Below are 25,864 nucleotides of genomic sequence, written 5' to 3' on the forward strand. Positions count from 1 at the left end.
TATGTCCTCGATAAAGGGAAAGAGAAATGCGTCAAGATGTGGACCCGCTCTTCCGGATTGCACTGGACGCCCGTTTCTGAACCGAGGCGAACCCTATCCATCCATTCGCATCGGCAATGCCATCCTAAAGGCAGTCAAAGGATAATGAAAATTTGAAATTCTTATTTAGAACATAAGAAAAAATTATGCTTTACCCGGGCAGTGTAGTCACAAGATATTTGCCCCAAGAGCGATACACCTGATTTGCACGGCAGTAAGAAAGGGAGAGGTATTTTTAGCATATCGTGTAGCAATACCACGCCATCTTTTTAGATGAAGGAAAGTATTTTCAAAGAGATACCTCAGTTTATACAATTCATTATCATAATGATCTTTGCATTTTCCTATTTTTTTGGTGGAATAACAACGTTCATCTTCTGTTTTTTCGCCTGTTCAATAATGAACATTACTGTCATAACCGTAATCAGCCAATAGATAATCGACATCGATTCCTTCAATCAGGTGGCCAGCTTGCGTGCAATCAGCAGTGGCATCTTGCGTGACAAGGATTCTGATCGGCATACCATGCGCATCCACAGCCAGATATATTTTGGTGTTGAGCCTCCTTTTGTCCGACTCATATCCTGATTACCACCTCTGGCTCCACTGGCATGGGGGTGAACCTTGCAGTGGCTGGCATCAATCATCAGCCATTCATAATCTGGGTCATCAATCAGAATTTCCAGCAACTTTTCCCAGATACCCTTATCATGCCAGCGAATAAAGCGGCGATGGGTGTTGCTCCAGCCTCCGTAGTCCGGCGGTAAATCCCTCCATGGAGCGCCTGTTCTTATATCCAGAAAACAGCATTGAAAATCGACGATTATCTGCAGCCACCTCTCCCTATACTCCTTCGCACCCCGGTAAATGACCCTCCAGCAATGCCCATACCTTATCCGAAATATCATGTCTGCGATGTGATTGTGTCATATGAAATCCTTTTGTTTTTTAAAAGAATCTCAAATTTTTAATCTCATGACTACACTATCTAAAAACTTCGCGATGGTGGTTTTGATTTTGTTGTTTCCGACTGGAACATACCCAATATGGATGGATTAGCCATGTTACAAAATGTCCGTGCGGATGATGCATTGAAAGACATCCCCGTGCTGATGATCACCGCCGAAGCCAAGAAAGAAAACATTATTGTCGCGGCTCAAGCCGGCGCAAGCAGGTATATCGCCAAACCTTTTACTGCAGCCACACTCGACGAGAAACTGAACAAAATTCTTCAGAATATGGCGGTACATGCGTAAACCTGGAGTTTTTATTGATTAGTCAATAGGTATTGCCAAAAAATGAACAGCAGCTTGGATACTAATGAAAAAATTGTAGATCATCTGAAATGGGTTACGAGAGTGATATACAGTTGATTGGCCGAGCTTGGACATGATCAGCGTTTGCAACAAATTACATTATTAGCAAAACAACTCAATCTGCCAAATCTACTCCGTTCGCGGTAGAGGATGCCAAGCCCATCCTTGAGAATCTGTCTGCAAACGCCGAAAGTTTACATAAATTATGGAAGCAGATACCTGAAGAAACCGTAACCACCATAGCAAACGAACCTGTTATACATCGTGCACTCAAGCAGACTCTTGATTTTCTGAATGAAGTTCCGGATCAAACGGCTGCCACACAAATCTATCTGACAGAAATTCTGGCAGCACAAAACTTTCATGATCTGACAGGCCAGTTTGTCCAGAGAATCTTGCAAACAATTGAAACAATTGAGAGGGGAAACTCAACAATTGTTGGGAGATACTCCGGCCAGCAAAGAAATAGCAACCAAACCGAGTAACAATCTATTAAACGGCCCGGAAATTAACCCAAAAAACAAGAAGATGTTTACGTCAACCAGGCACAGGTTAATGATCTGCTGGCAAAATTGGGATTCTAAAATCATTATTACAAAAGCAGTTTCTAACTAATGGGGGATAGTTACGTCTTAAAGATGATTACTTGTCATAAAACGTAACTATCCCTGTATCCACATCGTACATTCCACCTTCCAAAGCAATTTCCTTGTTATCCAGCAAAGTAGTCAGATTGCCCAGTTTGATACCGTGGCACGCGCCCTTGACTGCACCACATTTGGAATTCACCTGTTTCTCAATATCACTCCTGCATGTAGAAAAACGATGATAGCCATTTGTGAATCGTTCGATACAAGGCTCGGGGAGGGTTCAATACTTTATAAAAACAGGTAAAAAAATTTCTGTATGTTGGATGCATGTCGGGCAAAGGGCGACGAAGCGGCAGAGTTATTTCCAGGCTTCCAGAAACAGATAAACGATCAACTGCAATTTTCAGGGTGACTTATCCGCATTTCTCAAAAGAACCAGTACAGCGCCACTTCCCCCATGTTCAGGCAGCGCCTGGCAAAAAGCGAGCACATCATCATGGCGCATCAGCCAGTTGCCTGTCAGAATTTTTAGTACCGGTCTGCGGTTCTTTGAACTGAGTCCTCTGCCATGAATAACACGTACACAGCGATATCCCTGCAAAATAACAGCCTCCAGAAATGTCATCAATACCCGATACGCCTCATCCCGATTTAATCCATGCAGATCAAGTTCATCCTGAATAGACCAATATCCACGCCGTAGCTTGCGCAAGGTATATCGCTGCAGACCAGGACGGGCAAACGACCATTCATCACCCTCTCCTATCTCTTGCTGATGACCGCCGGGCAAGTCATGGTCAACACAAGGCAGGATTGGTACATGAGGTTGAATAAACAGCCGGCGTTTTGATTGAGAAAGCATCACTTTCCTCCCAGTCTTGGCAAGCGGTTTAACTCCCTGCATAGCCTCGCGGAACAAGGCAGCAGCATCATGGATAGTCTCCTGACTGGATGACGGGTTATCCTTCTCTATACGTAAATATGCGGACAGAAAATTCATGGCACTCAGCTGGATTTTTCAAGATATCTTTCCGCATCCAGAGCAGCCATACAGCCACTGCCGGCACTGGTAACCGCCTGGCGATAAATATGATCCTGCACGTCACCAGCCGCGAATACACCCGGGATACTGGTCGCTGTTGCATTACCCTCGTTCCCACCTTGCGTAATAATGTAGCCATTTTTCATTTCCAGCTGTCCCTGGAATAGATCAGTATTGGGATGATGCCCGATAGCGATGAACACACCCTGCAAATCAAGATCACGTGCCGTATCGTCCCGGACATGACGAATGCGAACTCCGGTAACGCCACTGTCATCACCCTTCACCTCTTCCAGAACGTGATCAAGCGCTAGCTCAATCTTGCCGCTTTGTACCTTTTCCATCAATTTGTCGATCAGAATTTTTTCTGAACGGAACTTGTCACGACGATGTACCACAGTTACCTTACGAGCAATATTAGAGAGATACAACGCTTCCTCTACTGCGGTATTCCCTCCCCCAATGACAGCCACATCCTGATTTTTATAGAAAAACCCATCACAAGTTGCACAGGCTGAAACCCCTTTCCCCATAAAAGCTTCCTCTGAAGGCAGCCCGAGATATTTCGCCGAAGCGCCTGTCGCAATAATCAGTGCATCACAGGTGTAGGTTCCTTGGTCGCCTGTCAGTTCAAACGACTTTCCTGACAATTTGGCGGTATGGATATGATCAAATATGATTTCAGTCTGAAAACGCTCAGCATGCTTCAGAAAGCGCTCCATCAACTCTGGACCCTGCACCCCGGCAACATCCGCCGGCCAGTTATCCACATCCGTCGTCGTCGTGAGTTGCCCACCTTGCGCCATCCCGGTAATCAGCACCGGATTGAGATTCGCCCGTGCAGCATAAATGGCTGCTGTATAGCCGGCTGGGCCGGATCCGAGAATGAGTAATTTGCAATGTCTGGTTGTTGTCATATTGAATAAGAGGTATTTGAATAATTTTTAATTACAGGTTAAAGATTGCGTTCCACCCAGCCCGCCACACTTGTCAGAGCTTGCGGTAGCTTGTCTGGCAGCGTCCCGCCGGCCTGCGCCATATCCGCACGCCCGCCGCCTTTCCCGCCCACCTGTTGCGCAACAAAGTTGATCAGGTCACCTGCTTTGAGCTTTGCTGTCAGATCATTGGTTACACCGGCAATAAGCATTACTTTATCGTCTTCGATGGTACCCAGCACGACAACACACGATTTCAACCGACTCTTGAAATTATCCAGTGTTTCACGCAATGTTCTAACGTTCACATTTTCCAGCGCTGCCGCCAACACTCGTATTCCCTTGATTTCCTGCGCCTGCTCAATCAGGGAAGAACTTTGCATGCCAGCAAGCTTCGATCGCAAAACTGTGATTTCCTTCTCTACTTGTCTGACATGATCCAGCACTTGGGATAACTTCAGAGCAGCTTCGTGTGGTGCTGCCTTGAGCACATCGGAAACCTGTTGCAACTGTTGCTCCTGTTGCTGTGTGTAAGCCAATGCAGCCTCACCCGTCAATGCTTCAATCCGGCGAATACCCGCTGCCACGCCAGATTCAGCAACAATCCGGAAGAAACCGATATCGCCACTGTGTTGCACATGAGTACCACCACATAGCTCGGTTGAAAAATCGCCCATTGATACAACACGTACCGTATCACTGTATTTTTCACCGAATAATGCCATGGCACCTTGCTTGACGGCCTCATCATAGGCCATCAACTGTGTCGCCACCTCATGGTTCTTACGGATTTGCGCATTGACGAGATTTTCAACCTGGCGAATCTCGTTTGCCTGCATAGCACTGTTATGGGAAAAATCGAAGCGCAACCTATCAGCATCAACCAGTGATCCTTTTTGCGTGACATGATTACCCAATATCTGGCGTAATGCAGCATGCAGCAAATGTGTCGCGGAATGATTGTAGGCAGTATTGATTCGAGCAATCGGATTAACCCTGGCGATCACCCGATCACCTGTCACCAGCCGACCACTACTCAGCATTCCGGCATGGCCAAATACCTTGGCCTGAATTTTCTGAGTATCTTTTACGGTAAAAGTGCCGCTACCTGACAGAAGTTCTCCGCTGTCGCCGGCTTGGCCACCTGATTCTGCATAAAAAGGAGTCTGATCCAGCACAACCACAGCTTCATCACCGGCCTCTATGAAATCCACATGGCTGCCTTCCTTATACAACACCAAAATATGCGCTTCATGCTGCAACGTTTCATAGCCGTGAAACTCGGTTGGTAATCCAACATATTCAAGACCCGCCTGCATAGTGAATTTGCCGCTGGCACGTGCGCGATCCCGTTGTTGGGCCATACACATCTCAAATCCGGCCAGATCAATTCCACCTCCCCGTTCACGAGCAATATCCGCAGTCAGATCAACCGGAAAACCGAAGGTATCGTACAGACGGAAAACAACATCGCCCGGAAGCATATTACTTTCCCGAGCCAATGCTGCTTCCAGCACTCCCATGCCATTCTCCAGTGTTTCAGCAAAACGTTCTTCTTCCTGCCTGATAACAGCGATCACATGCTTCTTGGCAGCCATCAATTCCGGATAGGCCTGCCCCATGACATCAACCAGATCATCCACCAGCAAATGAAAAAAGGACTGTTTCTGTCCGAGCCGGTATCCATGCCGAATGGCGCGACGCAGGATACGCCGCAACACATAACCTCGTCCTTCGTTGCCTGGAATCACACCATCCGTAATCAGGAAAGCACAGGCACGGATATGATCAGCAATAACCTTGAGCGAGTTGTTTGACAAATCCTGTTCACCGGTCACTCTGGCAGCCGCTTCAATCAAACAGCGAAACAGGTCGATTTCATAATTGCTGTGAACCTGTTGCATAACAGCTGCAATACGCTCCAGACCCATGCCAGTATCCACCGATGGTTTGGGTAAAGGATGCAGCTCGCCACTGGTATCGCGGTTATATTGCATGAATACCAGATTCCAGATTTCGACATAACGATCACCATCTGCATCCTCGGATCCGGGTGGGCCACCCGCCACTTCCGGGCCATGATCATAAAAAATTTCGGAACAGGGGCCACAAGGCCCTGTCTCCCCCATCTGCCAGAAATTATCTGATGTTGCAATACGCACCAGCCGGGAAGGAGCAATCTTCACCTCATTCAGCCAGATATCCGCTGCTTCATCATCCTCCGCATATACAGTTGCCCATAGCTTATCCTTGGGAATATTTAACGGACCGGTCAGAAATTCCCAGGCAAACAAAATAGCATTACGCTTAAAATAATCTCCAAAGCTGAAATTACCGAGCATTTCAAAAAAAGTATGATGCCGCGCGGTATAACCTACATTTTCCAGATCATTATGCTTGCCACCTGCACGCACGCAACGCTGGGCACTGACGGCACGAACGTAAGGGCGTTTATCCTGACCAAGAAACACGTCCTTGAATTGCACCATACCTGCATTGGTAAACAGCAAGGTGGGGTCATTCCCTGGCACCAGCGGACTGGATGGCACGACGACATGCCCATGTGTCTCAAAAAAATCAAGAAATTTCTGCCTGATTTCACTGCTTTTCATCCTGAAAACCTCATGACTCAATTCTCTATTTCCCGAGCATCACACAAAACCCTGCTTATCACTTCGGAAGGAAAGCCTTTTCCTGCCAAATAACGAATTTGCTTCCCTCGTTCCGCCGGAGTAGACGGAACCCCGCCAAATTTTTTGTACCAAAGCGCTCGTGCACAGCAAAATTCTGTTTGCTCAAAATCTTTCATGGCAGCTTCAATCAGATGATCGGTAATTCCCTTCATTTGCAACTCATAGCGTATTCGCCTGCTTCCATATTTACGACTGCGCGTATGGAGAATCTGCTCAGCTGCCCTTTCATCTGACAGTAGTTTTTGCTGCTCAAGTCTGTCAAGAATATTTTTTATTTCTGCAAGTGTGCACTCATGGCGCGATAGCTTTCTTTCCAGCTCCTGCCGCGAATACTCCCGTCGGGCAAGATATCCCAGCGCGCGCGTATATAAATTCATCTTTATTCGCTGGGAGAAGGTGGAACAGTCCGGTTATTTGTTTCAGCAAGGTCAACTGCCGCACGTATTTTCTGTTCAATCTCATGTGCAAGATCCTTGTGCTCTTTCAGGTAGTCACGCACATTATCTCTGCCCTGCCCGATTTTCTCACCATTATAGGAATACCAAGCGCCGGCTTTCTCGATCAGTTTATGCAACACACCCAGTTCTATAATCTCGCTCTCGCGCGAGATGCCTTCGCCGTACAAAATAGCGAAATCTGCCTGTTTGAAGGGAGGGGCAACCTTGTTTTTAACGACCTTGACACGGGTCTCATTACCAACTATTTCTTCACCACGTTTAATTGATCCGGTACGACGAATATCCAGGCGAACGGAAGCATAAAATTTCAGCGCATTACCACCCGTGGTTGTTTCCGGATTACCAAACATCACACCAATTTTCATGCGTATCTGATTGATAAAAATTACCGTGGTGTTGGTGCGCTTGATATTGGCGGTCAGCTTACGCAAGGCCTGCGACATTAACCTTGCCTGCAACCCCATCTGCGGCTCGCCCATTTCTCCTTCTATTTCAGCGCGGGGCGTCAGTGCCGCAACCGAATCGATTACAACAATATCAACCGATCCGGATCGAACCAGCATATCCGTGATCTCTAGCGCCTGTTCACCGTTATCTGGCTGGGAAATCAGCAATTCCTGTACGTTAACGCCGATTTTTTGAGCATACTGTGGATCCAGTGCATGTTCTGCATCAATAAAAGCGGCTGTTCCACCAAGCTTTTGCATTTCTGCTATCACCTGCAGCGTCAGGGTAGTTTTACCTGAAGATTCCGGACCGTAAATCTCGATAATACGCCCGCGCGGAAGTCCGCCCACACCCAGTGCAATATCCAAACTCAGCGAACCGGTAGATACCACCTGGATATCTTTAGCCACATCGCTATCACCAAGCCGCATGATTGAGCCCTTGCCATACTGTTTTTCAATCTGCGCTAGTGCAGCCGTAAGTGCCTTATTTTTGTTTTCGTCCATAGCTATCCCCGAAAAAGACAGCTGAAATTATCGCATATTCAATCTGTAAAAAACGCCATCCAGCATCAACTGCTATGCCGACGCGCTAAATGCCCCCAAAAACTTCAAGCCACTGGCTGGCCTGAGATATAATTCACAGCAAAATCTACAGAGCAGAATGCCGATTTGTCTAACACCGATTACTCACAGGACATCTATGGCACGCGTAGCTTCAGGATGGTTAACATCCAGATAAAAATAAAGGAGGCCAATCATTCGTATCATCTTACTAGGCGCACCAGGCGCGGGCAAAGGCACGCAGGCAGGTTTTATCCGCGAACATTTTTCAATTCCACAGATTTCCACCGGCGATATACTCCGCAATGCTGTAAAAGCAGGAACCGAGCTAGGCATAATGGCAAAAAAAATCATGGAATCTGGCGGCCTGGTTTCGGATGAAATCATTATTGATCTGGTCCGACACCGAATTGAAGAACCTGATTGCACTAACGGCTTTTTGTTTGATGGCTTCCCCCGCACCATTCCTCAGGCCGATGCACTTAGAACGGCCAATGTGCATATAGACTATGTCATCGAAATCGATGTGCCTGATGCTGAGATCATAAAACGTTTATCAGGCCGCCGCGTACACCCGTCCTCGGGCCGGATTTACCATATTGAATTTAACCCGCCAGCAGTTGCTGATCGGGATGATGTGACTGGCGAAGCGCTGGTTCTGCGTGATGATGACCGGGAAGAAACCGTGCGCAAACGTCTGCAGGTCTACCATGAGCAGACTCAGCCATTGGCTGGATACTACCTTGAATGGTCAAACAGTAGCGATCCCGATGCACCAGGTTACGTCAAAATTGCCGGAACCGGCAGCGTGGAAACCATACAGGAAAATATTCTCGCAGCGCTCAAACAAACAGGACAAGCGCTTCTTTGAACCGTTCCCTGTTCCAGACCAGATCATTTGCTGAAAAATGACTAACGTAAACGTCGGGCAGATTGTAACTACCTGATCAGGCAGCTGGTTTTTCAAAGACTTCTGCTGCGTGACATTTATTTACACGATACGCGGACGAGAAACAGGTTTTGATCAACCAGGAGTGGAGTATGACTATAAAAAATGCATTCTATGCCCAATCTGGCGGTGTAACGGCTGTAATCAATGCTTCAGCGGCAGGTTTACTGGAAACAGCACGTGCACACCCGGATAAAATTGGAAACGTTTATGCCGGTCGCAATGGCATTATCGGGGCACTCACTGAAGACTTAATTGATACCGGCTCAGAGCCCCTCGAAGCAATCCGGGCATTGCGCCACACACCATCCGGCGCTTTTGGCTCCTGTCGCTACAAACTGAAAAGCCTTGAAGATAACCGACGGGAATACGAACGTCTGATAAAAATATTCAAGGCCCATAATATCGGCTACTTTTTCTATAACGGTGGCGGCGATTCGGCCGATACCTGCCTAAAAGTCTCACAGCTGGCCGATACACTCGGCTATCCAATCCAGGCAATTCACATACCCAAGACAGTTGACAATGATCTGCCCGTCACGGATTGTTGCCCAGGGTTTGGTTCAGTTGCCAAATATGTAGCTGTTTCCATGCTGGAAGCCAGTTTTGATGTCGCCAGTATGGCCAAGACTTCAACCAAAGTGTTCATTCTGGAAGTGATGGGGCGTCATGCTGGATGGATTGCAGCCGCAGGCGGGTTGGCGTCCAGCAAGGATCGTCATGTCCCAATTATCATCCTGTTTCCAGAAGTTACATTCGATGAAGAGAAATTCTTGGCCAAAACGGATCGTTACGTCAAGGAATACGGTTATTGTACGGTGGTGGTATCAGAGGGAGTGAAAGGAGCTGACGGCAAATTTCTGTCCGATCAGGGATTGCGCGATGCGTTTGGACATGCGCAGCTGGGTGGTGTGGCGCCAGTAATCGCAAATATGGTCAGAAATGGCCTGGGATTAAAATATCATTGGGGAGTCTCGGATTATCTGCAGCGTGCTGCCCGGCATATTGCTTCCCGAACAGACGTGGAGCAAGCCTACGCCACAGGCAAAGCTGCCGTGGAATATGCAATTGCCGGATACAATTCGGTGATGCCGACTATCGAACGCATCTCCAATTCGCCCTATACCTGGAAAATCGGTATGGTTGAACTTTCCAAAGTTGCCAATGTAGAAAAAATGATGCCAGCAGACTTTATCAGTGAAGATGGCTTTGGCATTACCGACAAATGCCGCGAATATCTCAGCCCTTTAATCGAGGGGGAAGACTATCCACCCTACAAGAATGGACTGCCCGACTATATTCGGCTTAAAAATACGGCAGTTGCTAAAAAGCTGGCTGAGTTCAAAATTTAATCTGTTTTGTTTTTTAGCAGTAAGAGCATATAAAATATGTGTTTAAGCTATATATGCTCAAGCTGTTCACGATTTTGATTGTAGATTGATGCGGGGCTATCAGGCCTGGCTCCGTACATATTTAGGATGGTCTGATTTTAACTGGAGTTCTTTATGGCAAACGGTTTAACGATTGCAATCTGCAGCGCGATACTTGCCCTGATTTTTAGTGGCCTGTGGATTCGGCGTATCTACGCACAACCCGCGGGCAATGCGCACATGCAGGAAATTGCAGCCGCCATACAGGAAGGTGCGTCGGCTTACCTCAAGCGACAATATCTAACCATTGGTATGGTAGGTATGGTTTTATTCCTAATTATCGGCTTGACACTTTCCTGGGATACAGCCTTTGGTTTTGCGCTGGGAGCTATACTTTCCGGCCTGGCCGGTTTCATGGGCATGAATGTCTCGGTTCAGTCCAACGTTCGGACAGCTGAAGCCGCACGCAGCGGATTGAGCGAAGCGTTGGCCATCGCCTTCCGTGGCGGTGCTGTAACCGGGATGCTGGTTGTGGGGCTCGGCTTGCTTGGTGTAGCCGGTTATACAGCGTTGCTGGTCAATGGCGCAGATGTAAGTAGCAATATCAGCAACCTCATCCACCCACTGATTGGTTTTGCTTTTGGTGGCTCACTCATTTCAATTTTCGCACGGCTGGGTGGTGGTATTTTCACGAAAGGCGCGGATGTTGGCGCTGATCTGGTCGGTAAAGTCGAAGCCGGAATCCCTGAAGATGATCCGCGCAACCCGGCAGTGATTGCAGACAACGTAGGCGACAATGTAGGTGACTGTGCCGGGATGGCAGCTGATCTTTTTGAAACCTATGCAGTCACAATCATTGCAACAATGTTGCTGGGTGCTTTATTGTTCCAGACCGAAACTGGCAATGCAGTAGTCTACCCACTCGCACTGGGTGCAGTATCCATCGTTGCTTCAATTATCGGTTGCTATTTTGTCAAGATGCGTGAAGGCGGCAAGATCATGAACGCCCTGTATCGCGGACTGGCAGTTGCCGGTGGAATTGCTTTCTTCGCTTATTTGCCGATAACCGTATGGTTTATGGGGGGAGCAACCTTGTCACTGGGCGGTGTCGAAGTCGGAGGCGGCGAGTTGATCATGCGTCTGTTTGCCAGTACAGCCGTTGGCCTGGCTCTAACCGGTCTATTAGTTATCATCACCGAATACTACACTTCTACCGAATATCCACCAGTACAGCATATCGCCAATGCTTCCACCACCGGGCACGCTACCAATATCATCGCCGGGCTCGGCGTGGGCATGCGTGCTACTGCAGCTCCTGTGCTAGCAATCTGTGCAAGTATCATCATTGCCTATTCACTCGCCGGTCTTTATGGAATTGCGATCGCTGCAACCGCCATGTTATCCATGACCGGGATCATCGTAGCACTGGATGCCTATGGTCCGATTACTGACAACGCTGGCGGTATTGCTGAAATGTCGGGTATGCCCGAATCCGTCCGTGCCATTACCGACCCGCTGGATGCGGTAGGCAACACCACCAAGGCTGTTACCAAAGGCTACGCGATTGGCTCGGCCGGCCTGGCTGCACTGGTGCTGTTCGCCGATTATACTCACGGACTAGAACATGCTGACAAACTGCTTACCTTTGATTTATCTAATCACCTGGTGATTATTGGGTTATTTATTGGCGGCATGGTCCCTTTCTTGTTTGGTGCAATGTCGATGGAAGCGGTTGGTCGTGCAGCAAGCTCCGTTGTGATTGAAGTACGTCGCCAATTCAAAGAAATCCCGGGAATCATGGATGGTACGAGTAAACCTGATTACTCCCGTGCGGTCGATATGCTGACCAAGGCAGCGATTCGGGAAATGATCATTCCATCCTTGCTGCCTGTACTGATACCAGTGCTGGTCGGAGTTTTCCTCGGCCCGCAGGCTTTGGGAGGTGTATTGATGGGCTCAATCATTACGGGCTTGTTCCTTGCTATCTCCATGACTGCTGGTGGCGGAGCATGGGATAATGCAAAGAAATATATCGAAGACGGAAATTATGGTGGCAAAGGCAGTGATGCCCACAAAGCTGCTGTAACGGGTGATACGGTTGGTGATCCTTACAAGGATACTGCGGGCCCGGCTATTAACCCACTCATCAAAATTATCAATATCGTAGCACTACTGATTATTCCGCTGCTATAATTAGAAGTTAGGCTCCACTGCCAAAAAGCCCACCAAATCTGGTGGGCTTTTTCGTACATCCTGCAAAAAGATCCATTCAAAGATAAAACGCTCTATTTATCAGTAAACGTATTCAGAATCCCAGATTAATAATCTACAATACCAGCTCTATTCCACGTTTTAACTATTGGCCTCTCTACTCATCTTCACTCGCACGAGGTTAGATAATTTTTAAACTAATTCTGTCTTACAGCACCCTTCTGGATACTACAAACAAAGATAGAAATTTTCACATACGAAAGGCAGAAACTGATCTGCTGTCAAGCAGAGGCATCCACACTTGCAATAGCTCGCACATTTCCTACCACCACATGCTGCCGGAATTTATGGTTTCTATAGTCCGATCATCCGATCACCCACTTTGATCTTTCGTGCTGCAAACCAACCAGAATTCATTTCAAGTGCATATCGTGCTGCACTGGTCGAGCAGTGTGGAGCGAGTGTTTCAGATGCCATTTCAGCGAGATTGATGATCTTTCCCGTTTTATCTAAGAAAGCGACACTCAAAGGGATAACGGTATCTTTCATCCACATGCAATGAATACCGGGAGCTGGAAAAACAAAAAGCATACCACTATTTTTTGGCAGATTACGTCGATGCATCAGCCCAATCATGCGAGCCGAGGCAGTATCCGCCAGCTCGACAGTAATTACGTGATCCAGAATACTGAGCTTCATGATTGGCAATTGTTGATTTTCGGCACCGGCTGTATTCAATACACTGATTATCAACAGTACAGTGAAACAGGCTCTCAGCATTTGCCGGTACTACCGAATCCCCGCTCTCCGCGCTGACTGTGCTGAAAATCATTCACCACATTAAAGCTGGCTTGTATCACCGGAACGATGACCAGTTGCGCAATCCGCTCCAATGGCTCCAGTGCAAATGTAGTCTGTCCCCGATTCCAGCAGGAAACCAGGATTTGTCCCTGATAATCCGAATCAATCAGCCCCACCAGATTGCCCAGCACGATTCCATGTTTATGCCCCAAGCCGGAACGTGGCAGAACCACGGCAGCGAAACCAGGGTTAGCTAGATGAATAGCTATCCCGGAGGGAATCAGGAGTGTCTCACCCGGGTGAATCTCAGTGCGTTCATCAATGCAGGCGCGCAAATCCAGGCCAGCCGATCCGGGTGTGGCATAACCGGGAAAGCAATCTTTCAGACGTGGATCGAACAGTTTGATATCAACTTGTTTCATTGCGATAATTCATCCTTTGTGTTTATCGTAGAGGCCGGCAATGTGCGCCATCACCAGCCTTGCTTGTGCATTCTTGTCAGCTCTTGGCAAATAATGTGATCCGTCATCATCCAGTAGAATCAGTGCACTCTCATTTGTGCCAATGGCTTCTACAGCATTGTTAGCAACAATCAGTGGTAATTTTTTCCTTTTTCTTTTTTCTTCCGCATATTGTTGGACGGCATCCGTTTCTGCCGCGAATCCGACACAAAACGGAGGATTGGACAGGCTGGCCACATATTGCAAAATATCCGGATTGGGAATCAGTGTCAGTGTAATATCCGCCGCTGTCTTTTTCAGCTTGAAAGAATGCTGTTCAGCCGGACGGTAATCCGCAACTGCTGCCACACTGATAAAGATATCACTGCTGCTCACTTCATCTTTGACAGCAGCAAACATTTCTTCAGTACTAACAATACGAATAAGTTTGTGGACGGCCGGAAATGGCAGGCAGATTGGGCCGCATACAAGCGTCACTTGTGCTCCAGCTGCAAGCGCAGCTTGCGCAATTGCCAATCCCATTTTCCCGGAACTCCGGTTGGTTAACCCCCTGACCGTATCAATCGCTTCAAAAGTAGGCCCGGCTGTAATCAGTACCCGCCTGCCATCAAGATATTTGGGCTGGAAGAAACTTTGTACCGCATCCAGCAAATTCTTCGGCTCCAGCATGCGCCCTGTCCCGGTTTCTCCACAAGCCTGATAACCACTACCCGGGCCGAGTACTGTGATCCCATCCTGTTGCAAGGTAGCCAGATTACGTCGAGTTGCAGCGTTTTCCCACATTTGTAAGTTCATGGCGGGGGCGATCAGCAAAGGACAGTTTCGTGCTAAACAAAGCGTAGAAAGCAAATCATCAGCCAAGCCATGCGTGATTTTGGCAATGAAATCCGCACTCGCTGGTGCAATCAAAATCGCATCTGCTTCCCGGGAAAGATTGATATGTGCCATGCTGTTTGGTACATCAGTATCCCAAAGCTCAGTAAATACTTTTTTGCCTGTTAACCCCTGAAACGTGGCTATGCCGACAAACCGGCAAGCAGATTCAGTCATTACAACCTGTACCTCCACTCCTTCCTGCATCAGCAACCGGGTCAGTTCTGCTACCTTATAGGCAGCAATACCGCCTGTTACTCCCAATAACAGGCGCTTTCCTGCAAGCGAGCAAGTTGAAATCATGACAATAAATCTATATTCAGTTGGTTAGATATATTTTTGAATAAAAACAAATAGCTATTCATTTTTACCCAGAATGACCGTTCATTCGTATCACTAAATTAAACACACTCATTTTTACAGGATTCATTTAAATATGGCAATCTCAGACTGGCCGGAAGCCGAACGTCCACGGGAAAAGTTAATCCAGAAAGGTGCAACCGTACTTTCCGATGCGGAATTACTGGCTATTTTTCTGCGTACCGGGATTACCGGAAAAAGTGCAGTTGAGCTGGCACGCAATCTGTTGACTCATTTTGGCAGCCTGACAAAACTATGTGCAGCGAATTTACACGAATTCAGTAAATTGCCTGGAATGGGGCCGGCAAAATTTGCACAATTGCAGGCAGTTATGGAAATGGCAAGACGTGCACTGGCAGAAGAGCTCAAAAGCGGTGACATTATGGATTCACCACAGTCTGTGCGCAGTTATCTCCGTCTTAGCCTGGGAGGAAAGCCACATGAAGTTTTTGTCGGTATTTTTCTGGATGCCAGACACCGAACCATAATGATCGAAGAACTATTTCGCGGTACACTCACCCAAGCCAGTGTTTATCCACGTGAAGTAGTCAAGCGCGCCCTGTATCATAACGCAGCCGCCATGATTTTTGCGCACAATCACCCTTCCGGAGTTGCCGAACCCAGCAGGGCAGATGAAATGTTGACTCAATCTCTCAAACAGGCGCTTGCGCTGGTGGATGTGAAAGTGCTTGATCACTTTGTAATTGGCAATAATGAAACCGTATCATTTGCAGAACGGGGCTTGATTTAAATTGAAAAAACATATCTCTACAAGCTATAATGCAAGGCTTCAGTATTTTAATGACAGGAGTTAGTAACATGGCGCGTGTATGTCAAGTCACGGGAAAGCGTCCCATGAGCGGCCATCATGTCTCTCATGCAAACAACAAAACCAAACGCCGCTTTCTGCCCAACCTTCAGTCACGCCGCTTTTGGTTAGAAAGTGAAAATCGCTGGATACGTTTACGTCTTACCAATGCCGCGTTACGTACCATAGATAAAAACGGCATCGATGTAGTAATTGCCGACATGCGTGCGCGCGGAGAACGTATCTGATTGACACTCGGCAAGACGACGAACCAAGGAAGGTGTATTTATGCGTGAAAAAATAAAACTGGAATCCTCAGCAGGTACTGGTCACTTTTATACCACGACCAAAAACAAGCGTGCCAACCCGGAAAAGTTGGAGCTCAAAAAGTTTGATCCGGTAGCAAGAAAACATGTTATGTACAAAGAAACAAAACTAAAATAAATTATTACCAGCAATAAAAAACCCGCTTTTAGCGGGTTTTTTATTGCTTAACTTACATCCTTCCGAAGCAGAAAGAAAGTATTATGCATAGCATCTTAGTCTGCGTGAAAAATTCTCCAGCAGCTCAATACCACTTTCTTCTGCGCGCCGACACCAGTCTTCAAGTTGCTTGAGCAACTCATCCTTGGTTGCCGCTGACCGTTCCCATATCGCAGACAGCTCTTCTCTCATACGATAAAGCGTATCCAGCTTCTGAGTATGGCTCAACACCTGATCCAGCTTGGTACGTTCCTCTTCCTTCAAGGTTTTCGCATCAGCCAGTATCCAGTTTTTCAGAGTTGAGCCATCTACACCAAGCTCAACCGCTGCTTGCTGTAAAGATGACAGCTCATTCTTGAATGCAATTTTCAATGATTTGGTATATTTCGCTAACACCTCATATCGATGGGAAATAACCGCCTGCAATGTCTCCAGATCACACTGGGTTTTGGCTTTATTAAGTTGCAGCTTGGGAGCTGTTTTTTTCACCTTCGCCAATCCCATCATTTCCAGTATGCGGATATACATCCAACCGATATCAAACTCATACCACTTGTTGGACAATCTGGCAGAGGTTGGGTAGGCATGGTGATTATTATGCAACTCTTCCCCACCAATCAATATCCCCCATGGGCTAATATTGCGACTCGCATCCCCAGGACGGAAATTGCGATAACCCCAGTAGTGGCCAATGCCGTTGATGACACCCGCTGCAAATACCGGTGTCCACATCATTTGTACAGCCCAGATCGATAAACCGATCGGACCGAACAATACCACATTGATGATTAGCATTAATGCGATACCTGCCACACTATGTTTGGAATACACATTACGCTCCATCCAATCATCCGGGGTACCATGCCCGTAGCGATCAAGTGTTTCCTGATTTTTGGCCTCGATCTTGTAGAGCTCTGCTCCTTCACTCAATACCTTTCTAATCCCAAAAATTTGCGGACTGTGAGGATCATCCACAGTTTCACATTTTGCATGATGCTTCCGATGGATTGCCGCCCACTCCTTAGTTACCATCCCAGACGATAACCACAGCCAGAAACGGAAAAAATGGCTAGGTATGGGGTGCAAATCCAATGCCCGATGTGCCTGATGACGATGCAAAAAGATAGTAATACTGGCAATCGTTATGTGGGTAAACACCAGTGTCACAATAATATATCCCCACCACGGCAGATCAATAAGTCCAGTTAACAATACCGATGCGATATCCATATCTGTAAATGTTCTCCTTTGTAATCATAAATTATTCTATAACAGCTCAATCTAAATAGATGCTACTTATTAGTCAAGAAATTTCATAAGATTCTCGAAAAGAAGGTGGATCAAATAGAAAGTTAATGCGCCTGATCCCAATTTTTCCCAACCCCGACCTCAACCTTTAATGGCACATCCAACTTAAACGTATTTTCCATCAATATTATTAGATTTTCCTTAACTACAAATAGTTCATCCTCAATCACCTCCAACACCAATTCATCATGTACCTGCATGATCAATTTACTTTGAAGCGGCGCTTTTACCAGCCATTGATGTACGGAAATCATTGCTAATTTAATAATATCAGCAGCTGTACCCTGCATTGGGGCATTAATCGCCGCCCGTTCAGCTCCCATCCGGCGATTATGCTGGCTACTGCGAATATCAGGTAGCTGCAGTCTTCTTCCCAGCACAGTTTCAACATATCCATTCTGTCTCGCAAGCTCTCTTGTACGTTGCATGTAATCTGCCACTCCTGGGTAACGCGCAAAATAACGATCAATAAACGCTCGCGCAGCGCTACGATCAATACCCAGCTGGGTGGCCAGCCCAAATTCCGACATGCCATAAATCAGACCAAAATTGATGACTTTAGCGTAGCGGCGCTGCTCTGCATTCACCTGACCAACAGAAATGCCAAATACCTCGGCAGCAGTAGCGCTATGAATGTCCTGCCCTCCCAAAAATGCCCGTATCAACCCAGCGTCCTGGGAAATATGCGCCATGATACGCAACTCAATCTGGGAATAATCTGCTGAAATAATATACCAGCCACTCGGAGCAATAAATGCCTCACGGATACGCCTGCCTTCCGGTGTGCGTACCGGAATATTCTGCAAATTGGGATCGTTACTCGCCAGGCGACCGGTAACTGCCACCGCCTGCGCATAATTTGTATGGACACGACCGGTCTGTCTATTCACCATTTGCGGTAGCTTATCGATATAAGTCGATCTGAGCTTGGCAAGACTCCGGTAATCCAGCAAGATCTTGGGTAACGGATAATCCAGAGCCAGCTGTTGTAAAACTTCTTCATCAGTGGATGGCGCACCTTTTGGTGTTTTTTTAATAACTGGCAACTTATGCTGCCCAAATAAAATCTCTTGTATCTGTTTAGTTGAGTTCAGATTAAAAGCACGGCCAGCCAGGGAATGGGCCTGCTGCTCAAGTATGACCAGTTGCCGCGCCAGTTCACCACTTTGCTCCCGTAGAAGATCGGTATCAAGCAACACACCATTACGCTCTATCCGGAACAGAACCTCCAGCAATGGCATTTCAATCTGCTGATAAATATGTCCAAGATGAGCATCCTTACTGATGATTGGATACAAAAAATGATGCAGACGCAAGGGAATATCAGCATCTTCAGCAGCATAAATCCCCGCTTGTTGAATTTCCACCTGTTCAAACCCGATACGCTTTGCGCCCTTCCCGGTTACATCATCATAGCTGATGGTCTGGATATCCAAATGTCGGCGGGCCAGACTGTCCAGATCGTGTGACAGATGGGATTCCAGCACATACGATTGCAACAGCGTATCGTGCGCGATTCCGTTCAGCATGACCCCATGGTTAGCAAACACATGCCGATCGTATTTCAGATTCTGCCCTACCTTGGGTATATCACTATTCTCCAGCCAGGGCTTCAACCGTTGCAGTACCTGTTCACGATTTAGCTGTGAAGGCACACCCTGATAATGATGTGCCAGCGGTATATAAGCTGCGTGCCCCGGCTCCGTACATAACGAAAGCCCCACCAGTTCAGCCTCCATTGGATTCAGGCTGGTTGTTTCGGTATCAATCGAAACCAGTTCAGCAGACTCGCATTGCTGGACCCATTCTTCAAATTGGGAATCAGTCAGGATGATTTGATAATCCCGGCTATCGCTGTTTCTTTCTCCCGGCACTAATGGATCATACATAGGTATAGTTGCTGGGCCTGTTTCAGAATCTGATTGCCTGAGTTCACGTAACCAACTTCGGAATTCAAGATGCTCATAAAGCGCCATCAACCGAGCAACATCAAGAGGAGCAGCAACCAGATCCTGCCAACCCATTGCAAGCGGAACATCGCACTTGATTGTTAGCAACTCTCTTGAAACCTGTAACCAATCCAGTGCCTTGCGCAAATTTTCACCCACCACACCCTTTATTTCATGTGCATGTGCGATCAGATTATTCAACGAGCCATATTGATTAAGCCATTTCACCGCAGTTTTGGGGCCTACTTTTTCTACGCCGGGAATGTTATCTACACTATCCCCCACCAACGCCAGAAAATCGATGATTTGCGCAGGCATCACACCGAATTTTTGCAGCACACCCGCCTCATCCAGTGATTCACTATTCATGGTATTTACCAGTCGTATACCTGGCGCAACCAATTGCGCAATATCCTTGTCACCCGTCGATATAACACATTGTATCCGTTCACCTGCTGCACGTCTGGCCAGCGTACCGATGACATCATCCGCCTCGACCTGCTCTTCCACCAGCAGCGGCCAGCCCATTGCCCGGATACAGGCATACAAGGGATTTATCTGGCCAGCCAAATCTGCCGGCATCGGCGGACGGTTTGCTTTATATTGCGGATAAATCTCTTCCCGGAACGTTTTACCTTTTGCGTCAAACACACACGCGCTATAATCTGGCTGGTATTCCTTATACAAGCGACGCAGCATATTCAGTACGCCATAAATTGCACCAGTCGGTTCATTCAGGCGATTACGTAAATCGGGCAACGCATGAAAGGCACGATACAGGTAAGAAGAGCCATCAACCAGCACGAGTGTTTTCATCAAATAAGGACCTTTATGAGTTTACAAGCAAAGTTGGGGGATGCCCTTACCCTGGAAAAACCCTGGTCAGCCAGAGAATCATGGCGGGTTTTCGGTATTGTGGCAGAATTTGTTGAAGGCACGGAGCGACTCGAATGTATCCAGCCCGCCATCAGTATTTTTGGCAGCGCCAGAACTCATCCCGACCATCCGCATTATAAATTAACCGAAGCAATTGCAAGACAATTGTCGGATGCTGGATTCTCAGTCATATCCGGTGGAGGGCCAGGCATTATGGAAGCTGCCAACAAAGGCGCTTTTTATGGCAAATCTCCCAGTGTAGGGCTAAACATTCAGCTACCACACGAACAACGCCGCAACGTTTATCAGGATATCAGCCAGACTTTCCGCCATTTCTTTGCTCGCAAGTATATGTTCATCAAGTTTGCAACTGCCTACGTCGTGATGCCGGGTGGATTCGGCACACTAGATGAACTAATGGAAGCACTGACCCTAGTCCAAACTGGAAAAACCCGCAAGATGCCAATCATTCTGGTCTGCTCAGATTTCTGGCAGGGAATAATAGACTGGTTTCGCCAGGTACTCGTCCAGGATAATTTCATCTCTCCAGAAGATATGGATCTCATTCAAATTGTTGATGAACCCGCTCAAGTCGTAGACGCAATTTTCCGTTACTACGAAACTTCCGGGTTTGAGCCTTCAGCTACTGAACGTAACATACAACTCAATCTTTGACATCGACAGATTTATTTCATCAGACAAATACCAGAATATTCCAACCATCCGGATATCAGCATGAGGCCAGTAATTATTTTATTTTTCTGCAGCAATCTGGTCTGGATATCCTCTTTGGTATTCGCACAAAACAAACCGCAACCGGATAACCTGATTCCATTACCAGAGATTCCAGAACCTCCTTCTAGCGGCGAAGAGAGTGTCCTTCCCCCCGAACTGGGGCTGGATCCATCTCTTGAGCCAGAAATAACAATCCATGAAGGAAAAGACAGAACAATCGAGGAATATCGTGTTAATGGTGAGTTATACATGATCAAAATCACCCCTCGAATCGGAAAACCTTATTACCTCCTGAACCGGCGCAGTGCTGCCGGCATAACTCACCCTGGGGATATGGGATCTGGTGTAAGTGTTCCAATGTGGGAGATTTACCGCTTTTGAGCAAGATTCACCGGAACCTGAGCGATCTCCAGTAAACTTGCTGGTTTATTTGCCATCCCATCCTTTACAAACTGCCTTTTCAGTACTTCATTCATGTCTGTTTTCACCCCGGTTACCAAAAAGCAACTTGCCGTCTGGCTGCAGAATTACTCACTTGGATCACTGACTGATTTGCAGGGTATTTCATCCGGAATCGAAAATACCAATTATTTTGTTACCACGACACAAGGCAAATTTATTCTCACTCTGTTCGAGAAGCTAACCAGCACTGAATTGCCCTTTTATCTCAATCTGATGGCGTATCTCTCCGAGCAGGGTATTCCCTGCCCCAAACCTATTGAATCACAAGATCACGCTTTGCTAGGTACTCTCAATGGCAAACCGGCCTCTATTGTGAGCTTTCTACCCGGGCAATCCATGACACAAATCAGAGAAGAACAATGTGCACAGGTCGGAGAAATACTCGCCAAAATGCACCTGGCAGGACTAAACTACAATGGTAAAAACAGAAACCCGCGCGGACTGGATTGGTGGCAAACTGCTGCTGGAACAGTCATGCCCTTCCTTTCCCGCTCGGAGCAAAGCCTGCTCGATGAGGAGTTGCAATTCCAGATAAAGCAGCGCACAACCAACCTTCCTCAAGGCATTATCCATGCCGATCTTTTCCGTGATAACGTTTTATTTACATCCACCGGCATTGGCGGAATTATCGACTTCTACTTTGCCTGTAATGATGCTTTACTATACGATCTGGCTATTACTGCAAACGACTGGTGTACGCTTGGGGACGGCGTAATGGACAAAGCGCGCATGCATGCCCTCGTGAAGGCCTACCAGGCCGCCCGACCATTAACAGCGGAAGAATACCCTGCCTGGCCTGCTATGCTACGGGCAGGTGCACTGCGTTTTTGGTTATCACGTCTATATGACTATTATCTGCCTCGCCCGGGTGAGTTGACACATAAAAAGGATCCAGAATACTTCAGAAAAATTCTGGAATATCATCTGACCAATCCGAGTGTACTACCCTCTCTTCAGGCTTGAAGCCAAACAGATTATCGTTATCCTTTTCACATACGCTCTATAAACAATTAAAATTCTGGCCGGGCGTACTTTAATTACTGGAGAAATACGATGGAAGCACGATATGTACGCGGAAAACAGGGATTACAGTGGATTTTGAGTGGTTTTTACTTTTTCCGCCAGGCACCCCTTAACTGGATCTTTCTATGTTTTACTTATTTGCTGATCGGAACGACGCTGGGGCTTATCCCTTACCTGGGGAGTCTTGTCGGCATATTGACCGTACCTGTCTTTGTGGCCGGCATTATGGCTGGATGCAGGCAGCTGGATCTAAACGGTAAACTGGAACTGGAATATCTGTTTTACGGATTCAAGAAATATACCCTACCCCTTATTACGATCGGTGGAATTTACCTGGTCGGTGATGTTCTGATTACTGGGTTCTTCATGCTGCGTGGAGGAGATGCCGCCATTGACATGTGGCTGCATGGCAAACGATTTGATGAAACCGAGCTGGCCGGGGTCATGAACGACATATTATCTGCTACTTTATTTTCCCTGCTACTAACTATTCCGCTGCTGATGGCAATCTGGTTTGCTCCCATGCTGGTGATCTTTGAGAAAATGCCCCCTCTCATCGCTATACGTAAAAGTTTTTTTGCGTGCCTGAAAAATCTCTTTGCTTTCCAGATTTACTTTATTGTCCTGTTTATTCTTGCCATGCTTTCAGCCATGCTCTACGGACTTGGTTTCATCGTATGGTTCCCGGTTGCATTTGCCTCAGCATATGTCAGCTACAAGGATATTTTTCACTACGAACAAGACGAAAATACCAGATCTGATCAGGACACAGGTGGAAACAAGGAAAATATCAGCCAGATTGAGAACGATGAACCAAAATAATCCAATTTATAAAGGAACCAGTTTTGCATAGGTAAGTGAGAGCCATTTTGTACCTGTCTGGTGGAAATTCACCTGAACCCGCATATCAGATCCATTGCCCTCATAATTTACAATAGTGCCCGTACCAAATTTTGTGTGTGATACCTGCTGACCAATATGCAACCCCGCCGTATTCAGTCCTTGCGGGGCCACCCTGACTGCTGCTGAAACTGGTGTATGCTTCCCTCTTCCTTGGCGAGAATAGGCAGTGCTAACAGTATTTTGTCCGGTTCCTGACAGTCCCTGCCGATACCCTGCTCCAGAAAAACCGGATGATCGCAACCTTTTCAGCAACTCCTCCGGAATTTCATCAACAAACCTGGAAGGCACATTCACCCGTACCTGGCCGTGTAACATACGGCTCTCTGCATAGCTCAGATACAAGCGTTGACGCGCGCGCGTCATTGCCACATACATCAGACGTCTTTCTTCTTCCAGCCCATTCGGCTCATTACGACTGTTTTCATGAGGAAACAACCCTTCCTCCAGGCCACTGATAAATACTGAATGAAATTCCAATCCTTTTGCAGCATGCACTGTCATCAATTGAACTGCATCCTGATAGCCCTCCGCCTGATGCTCACCACCTTCAAGTGAGGCATGTGCCAGAAAAGCCGTGAGACTGTCATCTTCGGCTTCATGCACAAAACTGGTCGCAGCATTGACCAGCTCTTTAAGATTTTCCAGGCGCTCATTGTTACCCTCACGCTCAGCCTGGTAATGTGCCACCAGCCCACTCTGATCCACTACACGCCGGATTATTTCCGGCAACGGCTGGCCTTCACATGCCTGCTGCATGGATAGAACCAGATTAACAAAACCTGCTATCCCTCTTCCTGGCTGGTCACCCCTGGTGGTAACAGCTTTCCTTCCCTCGCATACCTTAAGTGCCGCTTGCCAAAGACTGGTTCCAAGTATTTCCGCCTGGTCCTGCAATTGCTCCAATGTGCGTGCACCAATTCCTCTGGGAGGAAAATTGATAACCCGCAGTAGGGCATTGTCATCATCCGGCGAAGCAACCAGTCGCAAATAAGCCAGTGCATGCTTTACTTCCTGCCGATCGAAAAAACGCATACCACCGTAAACACGGTAAGAAATAGATGCATTGAACAAACCGTGTTCCAGCACCCGTGATTGCGCATTGGAACGATAAAGCAGAGCTATCTCGGAGAGGGACAATCCTTCAGCGTGCAGAGCCTTGATTTCATCAACAATAAAGCTGGTTTCATCCACATCCGTAGCGGCGTAATAAATCCGCACAGACTCACCTTTCCCCGCAGCAGTCCACAGATTCTTACCTAGACGCCCTTTGTTATTCTCGATCAGTGCATTGGCTGCGTCCAGAATATTGCCTTGCGAGCGATAATTCTGTTCCAGTCTGATAATTTTGGGTACACTGAAATCTTTCTCAAGATCACGCATATTTCCAACATGCGCTCCCCGGAATGCATAGATGCTTTGGTCATCATCCCCGACAGCAAAAATAGCAGCATGTTGTTGTGAGCCCGAGCCTGCCAGTAATTTGATCCATTGATATTGCAATCGGTTGGTATCCTGAAATTCATCTACCAATATATGTTCGAAACGGCCACGATAATGGTCCCGTAGAATTTCATTGCGACTCAACAACTCATAGCAACGCAGCAACAGTTCTGCAAAATCAACAGTACCTCCCCGCATACTGACAGCTTCGTACACCTGATAGCATTCAGCCAGAGTCCGATTGAAACTGCCACGCGTATCAACCTGTGAGGCTCGTAATCCTTCTTCCTTGGCGTTATTGATAAACCATTGCAGTTGTCTGGGTGCCAGCACTTTTTCATCCAACGAACGCTCTTTCAGTATTCGCTTGATAACAGCCAGCTGATCGGCCATATCCAGTATTTGGAATGCCTGCGGCAGCCCTGCATCTTCATAATGGGCACGCAGCATGCGATGACACAAACCATGAAATGTGCCAATCCACATGCCACGAATATTGATAGGCAGCATCGTGCTGATACGCGCGACCATTTCACGTGCCGCTTTATTAGTGAATGTAACTGCCAGAAGATTCTGCGGCTGAGTAAGGCCTGATTGCAGTAAATACGCAATCCGTGTAGTCAGCACTCGGGTTTTGCCACTTCCGGCACCCGCCAGTATCAGAGCGGACTGGTGTGGCCAGGTTACGGCTTCCAGCTGTTCCGGGTTGAGATCAGTAAGTAGAGCAGTCATATAAGAGGGAACAGCCGAATTTCCCGTCTGCTATCAG

23 protein-coding genes and 2 pseudogenes are annotated in these 25,864 nt (G+C 47.2%); 12 read left to right on the forward strand and 13 right to left on the reverse strand.

Annotated elements, in window-relative coordinates:
* Window positions 1–207 precede the first annotated feature (207 nt).
* Window positions 208–969, reverse strand: a pseudogene (locus C8R14_RS01480) (IS5 family transposase).
* A 62-nt stretch (window positions 970–1,031) separates the two neighbouring features.
* Here C8R14_RS01480 and C8R14_RS01485 point away from each other — a divergent pair.
* Window positions 1,032–1,295: pseudogene (locus C8R14_RS01485) on the forward strand (response regulator); the annotation flags it as partial.
* Window positions 1,296–1,456: 161 nt separating this feature from the next.
* Window positions 1,457–1,840, forward strand: a complete 384-nt coding sequence (locus C8R14_RS13965) for a protein phosphatase CheZ (protein ID WP_242500240.1) — start codon at window positions 1,457–1,459, stop codon at window positions 1,838–1,840.
* A gap of 157 nt (window positions 1,841–1,997) precedes the next feature.
* On the opposite strand, the gene C8R14_RS13435 is transcribed toward C8R14_RS13965, so the two are convergent.
* The 6 genes from C8R14_RS13435 to recA all read right to left on the reverse strand — a co-directional run bounded on the left by C8R14_RS13435 (window position 1,998) and on the right by recA (window position 8,026).
* The gene (locus C8R14_RS13435) at window positions 1,998–2,144 is read right to left on the reverse strand and encodes a hypothetical protein (protein ID WP_011633888.1); all 147 of its coding nucleotides are present in this window, start codon (window positions 2,142–2,144) and stop codon (window positions 1,998–2,000) included.
* Between the two features lie 204 nt (window positions 2,145–2,348).
* Window positions 2,349–2,945, reverse strand: coding sequence for a Smr/MutS family protein (locus C8R14_RS01495; RefSeq protein WP_110332542.1), 597 nt, complete (start codon window positions 2,943–2,945; stop codon window positions 2,349–2,351).
* A gap of 5 nt (window positions 2,946–2,950) precedes the next feature.
* Window positions 2,951–3,904 (reverse strand): thioredoxin-disulfide reductase, encoded by a 954-nt coding sequence (trxB, locus tag C8R14_RS01500; protein WP_011633886.1) that lies wholly within the window; start codon window positions 3,902–3,904, stop codon window positions 2,951–2,953.
* 38 nt (window positions 3,905–3,942) lie between these two features.
* Entirely contained in the window at window positions 3,943–6,534 is a 2,592-nt protein-coding gene (gene alaS, locus C8R14_RS01505) for an alanine--tRNA ligase (RefSeq protein WP_011633885.1), read from the reverse strand.
* A 17-nt stretch (window positions 6,535–6,551) separates the two neighbouring features.
* Complete coding sequence (gene recX, locus C8R14_RS01510) at window positions 6,552–6,992, reverse strand: recombination regulator RecX (protein ID WP_011633884.1); 441 nt, start codon at window positions 6,990–6,992, stop codon at window positions 6,552–6,554.
* Between the two features lie 2 nt (window positions 6,993–6,994).
* Complete coding sequence (gene recA / locus C8R14_RS01515; RefSeq protein ID WP_011633883.1) at window positions 6,995–8,026, reverse strand: recombinase RecA; 1,032 nt, start codon at window positions 8,024–8,026, stop codon at window positions 6,995–6,997.
* A gap of 253 nt (window positions 8,027–8,279) precedes the next feature.
* Between recA and adk the strand changes: the two genes are divergently transcribed.
* The 3 genes from adk (at window position 8,280) to C8R14_RS01530 (ending at window position 12,595) form a co-directional block, all read left to right on the forward strand.
* Complete coding sequence (adk, locus tag C8R14_RS01520) at window positions 8,280–8,954, forward strand: adenylate kinase (RefSeq protein WP_041353442.1); 675 nt, start codon at window positions 8,280–8,282, stop codon at window positions 8,952–8,954.
* Window positions 8,955–9,124: 170 nt separating this feature from the next.
* Window positions 9,125–10,384, forward strand: a complete 1,260-nt coding sequence (locus tag C8R14_RS01525) for a 6-phosphofructokinase (RefSeq protein WP_110332543.1) — start codon at window positions 9,125–9,127, stop codon at window positions 10,382–10,384.
* A gap of 153 nt (window positions 10,385–10,537) precedes the next feature.
* Complete coding sequence (locus C8R14_RS01530; protein WP_011633881.1) at window positions 10,538–12,595, forward strand: sodium-translocating pyrophosphatase; 2,058 nt, start codon at window positions 10,538–10,540, stop codon at window positions 12,593–12,595.
* 372 nt (window positions 12,596–12,967) lie between these two features.
* Here the strand turns inward: C8R14_RS01530 and C8R14_RS01535 are convergent, their stop codons facing one another.
* The 3 genes from C8R14_RS01535 to coaBC form a co-directional block, all read right to left on the reverse strand.
* Window positions 12,968–13,312, reverse strand: coding sequence for a DUF192 domain-containing protein (locus tag C8R14_RS01535; protein ID WP_242500200.1), 345 nt, complete (start codon window positions 13,310–13,312; stop codon window positions 12,968–12,970).
* Window positions 13,313–13,386: 74 nt separating this feature from the next.
* The gene (gene dut / locus C8R14_RS01540) at window positions 13,387–13,836 is read right to left on the reverse strand and encodes a dUTP diphosphatase (RefSeq protein WP_011633879.1); all 450 of its coding nucleotides are present in this window, start codon (window positions 13,834–13,836) and stop codon (window positions 13,387–13,389) included.
* Between the two features lie 9 nt (window positions 13,837–13,845).
* Window positions 13,846–15,051 carry a bifunctional phosphopantothenoylcysteine decarboxylase/phosphopantothenate--cysteine ligase CoaBC gene (gene coaBC, locus C8R14_RS01545; RefSeq protein ID WP_011633878.1) on the reverse strand — a complete coding sequence of 402 codons (1,206 nt, stop codon included), beginning with the start codon at window positions 15,049–15,051 and terminating at the stop codon, window positions 13,846–13,848.
* A gap of 133 nt (window positions 15,052–15,184) precedes the next feature.
* On the opposite strand from coaBC, the gene radC reads away from it, so the two are divergent.
* The 3 genes from radC (at window position 15,185) to rpmG (ending at window position 16,360) form a co-directional block, all read left to right on the forward strand.
* Window positions 15,185–15,859, forward strand: coding sequence for a RadC family protein (gene radC / locus C8R14_RS01550; protein ID WP_011633877.1), 675 nt, complete (start codon window positions 15,185–15,187; stop codon window positions 15,857–15,859).
* Window positions 15,860–15,927: 68 nt separating this feature from the next.
* Entirely contained in the window at window positions 15,928–16,164 is a 237-nt protein-coding gene (rpmB, locus tag C8R14_RS01555) for a 50S ribosomal protein L28 (RefSeq protein WP_011633876.1), read from the forward strand.
* Window positions 16,165–16,204: 40 nt separating this feature from the next.
* A complete protein-coding gene (gene rpmG, locus C8R14_RS01560; protein ID WP_011633875.1) occupies window positions 16,205–16,360 on the forward strand; it encodes a 50S ribosomal protein L33 in 156 nt (51 codons plus the stop codon).
* 81 nt (window positions 16,361–16,441) lie between these two features.
* Here the strand turns inward: rpmG and C8R14_RS01565 are convergent, their stop codons facing one another.
* Together C8R14_RS01565 and polA are read right to left on the reverse strand one after the other, a co-directional pair.
* On the reverse strand, window positions 16,442–17,629 hold the full coding sequence (locus C8R14_RS01565; protein ID WP_011633874.1) for a DesA family fatty acid desaturase: 1,188 nt from the start codon (window positions 17,627–17,629) through the stop codon (window positions 16,442–16,444).
* 122 nt (window positions 17,630–17,751) lie between these two features.
* Entirely contained in the window at window positions 17,752–20,472 is a 2,721-nt protein-coding gene (gene polA / locus C8R14_RS01570) for a DNA polymerase I (protein WP_011633873.1), read from the reverse strand.
* 15 nt (window positions 20,473–20,487) lie between these two features.
* Between polA and C8R14_RS01575 the strand changes: the two genes are divergently transcribed.
* The 4 genes from C8R14_RS01575 to C8R14_RS01590 all read left to right on the forward strand — a co-directional run bounded on the left by C8R14_RS01575 (window position 20,488) and on the right by C8R14_RS01590 (window position 23,574).
* Complete coding sequence (locus C8R14_RS01575; protein WP_011633872.1) at window positions 20,488–21,207, forward strand: LOG family protein; 720 nt, start codon at window positions 20,488–20,490, stop codon at window positions 21,205–21,207.
* Between the two features lie 60 nt (window positions 21,208–21,267).
* Window positions 21,268–21,648: a DUF2782 domain-containing protein gene (locus tag C8R14_RS01580; RefSeq protein ID WP_011633871.1), complete on the forward strand. Its 381-nt coding sequence runs from the start codon at window positions 21,268–21,270 to the stop codon at window positions 21,646–21,648.
* Window positions 21,649–21,741: 93 nt separating this feature from the next.
* Window positions 21,742–22,692: a homoserine kinase gene (locus C8R14_RS01585; RefSeq protein ID WP_011633870.1), complete on the forward strand. Its 951-nt coding sequence runs from the start codon at window positions 21,742–21,744 to the stop codon at window positions 22,690–22,692.
* Window positions 22,693–22,782: 90 nt separating this feature from the next.
* Entirely contained in the window at window positions 22,783–23,574 is a 792-nt protein-coding gene (locus tag C8R14_RS01590; protein ID WP_011633869.1) for a BPSS1780 family membrane protein, read from the forward strand.
* Window positions 23,575–23,580: 6 nt separating this feature from the next.
* Here C8R14_RS01590 and C8R14_RS01595 read toward each other — a convergent pair whose 3' ends face one another.
* Window positions 23,581–25,827: a UvrD-helicase domain-containing protein gene (locus C8R14_RS01595; protein WP_011633868.1), complete on the reverse strand. Its 2,247-nt coding sequence runs from the start codon at window positions 25,825–25,827 to the stop codon at window positions 23,581–23,583.
* Window positions 25,828–25,864: the final 37 nt, after the last annotated feature.

Origin of the sequence: Nitrosomonas eutropha (assembly GCF_003201195.1) — a bacterium.
Taxonomy (GTDB): domain Bacteria; phylum Pseudomonadota; class Gammaproteobacteria; order Burkholderiales; family Nitrosomonadaceae; genus Nitrosomonas; species Nitrosomonas eutropha.

Coding starts and splice junctions, on each gene's coding strand:
- C8R14_RS01565 (WP_011633874.1), bottom strand. CDS start 17,629: ATGGATATCGCATCGGTATTGTTAACTGGACTTATTGATCTGCCGTGG.
- rpmG (WP_011633875.1), top strand. CDS start 16,205: ATGCGTGAAAAAATAAAACTGGAATCCTCAGCAGGTACTGGTCACTTT.
- alaS (WP_011633885.1), bottom strand. CDS start 6,534: ATGAAAAGCAGTGAAATCAGGCAGAAATTTCTTGATTTTTTTGAGACA.
- recA (WP_011633883.1), bottom strand. CDS start 8,026: ATGGACGAAAACAAAAATAAGGCACTTACGGCTGCACTAGCGCAGATT.
- C8R14_RS01590 (WP_011633869.1), top strand. CDS start 22,783: ATGGAAGCACGATATGTACGCGGAAAACAGGGATTACAGTGGATTTTG.
- C8R14_RS01595 (WP_011633868.1), bottom strand. CDS start 25,827: ATGACTGCTCTACTTACTGATCTCAACCCGGAACAGCTGGAAGCCGTA.
- dut (WP_011633879.1), bottom strand. CDS start 13,836: ATGAAACAAGTTGATATCAAACTGTTCGATCCACGTCTGAAAGATTGC.
- C8R14_RS01575 (WP_011633872.1), top strand. CDS start 20,488: ATGAGTTTACAAGCAAAGTTGGGGGATGCCCTTACCCTGGAAAAACCC.
- radC (WP_011633877.1), top strand. CDS start 15,185: ATGGCAATCTCAGACTGGCCGGAAGCCGAACGTCCACGGGAAAAGTTA.
- coaBC (WP_011633878.1), bottom strand. CDS start 15,051: ATGATTTCAACTTGCTCGCTTGCAGGAAAGCGCCTGTTATTGGGAGTA.
- rpmB (WP_011633876.1), top strand. CDS start 15,928: ATGGCGCGTGTATGTCAAGTCACGGGAAAGCGTCCCATGAGCGGCCAT.
- C8R14_RS01535 (WP_242500200.1), bottom strand. CDS start 13,312: ATGAAGCTCAGTATTCTGGATCACGTAATTACTGTCGAGCTGGCGGAT.
- C8R14_RS01525 (WP_110332543.1), top strand. CDS start 9,125: ATGACTATAAAAAATGCATTCTATGCCCAATCTGGCGGTGTAACGGCT.
- C8R14_RS01580 (WP_011633871.1), top strand. CDS start 21,268: ATGAGGCCAGTAATTATTTTATTTTTCTGCAGCAATCTGGTCTGGATA.
- polA (WP_011633873.1), bottom strand. CDS start 20,472: ATGAAAACACTCGTGCTGGTTGATGGCTCTTCTTACCTGTATCGTGCC.
- C8R14_RS01530 (WP_011633881.1), top strand. CDS start 10,538: ATGGCAAACGGTTTAACGATTGCAATCTGCAGCGCGATACTTGCCCTG.
- C8R14_RS01495 (WP_110332542.1), bottom strand. CDS start 2,945: ATGAATTTTCTGTCCGCATATTTACGTATAGAGAAGGATAACCCGTCA.
- trxB (WP_011633886.1), bottom strand. CDS start 3,904: ATGACAACAACCAGACATTGCAAATTACTCATTCTCGGATCCGGCCCA.
- C8R14_RS01585 (WP_011633870.1), top strand. CDS start 21,742: ATGTCTGTTTTCACCCCGGTTACCAAAAAGCAACTTGCCGTCTGGCTG.
- recX (WP_011633884.1), bottom strand. CDS start 6,992: ATGAATTTATATACGCGCGCGCTGGGATATCTTGCCCGACGGGAGTAT.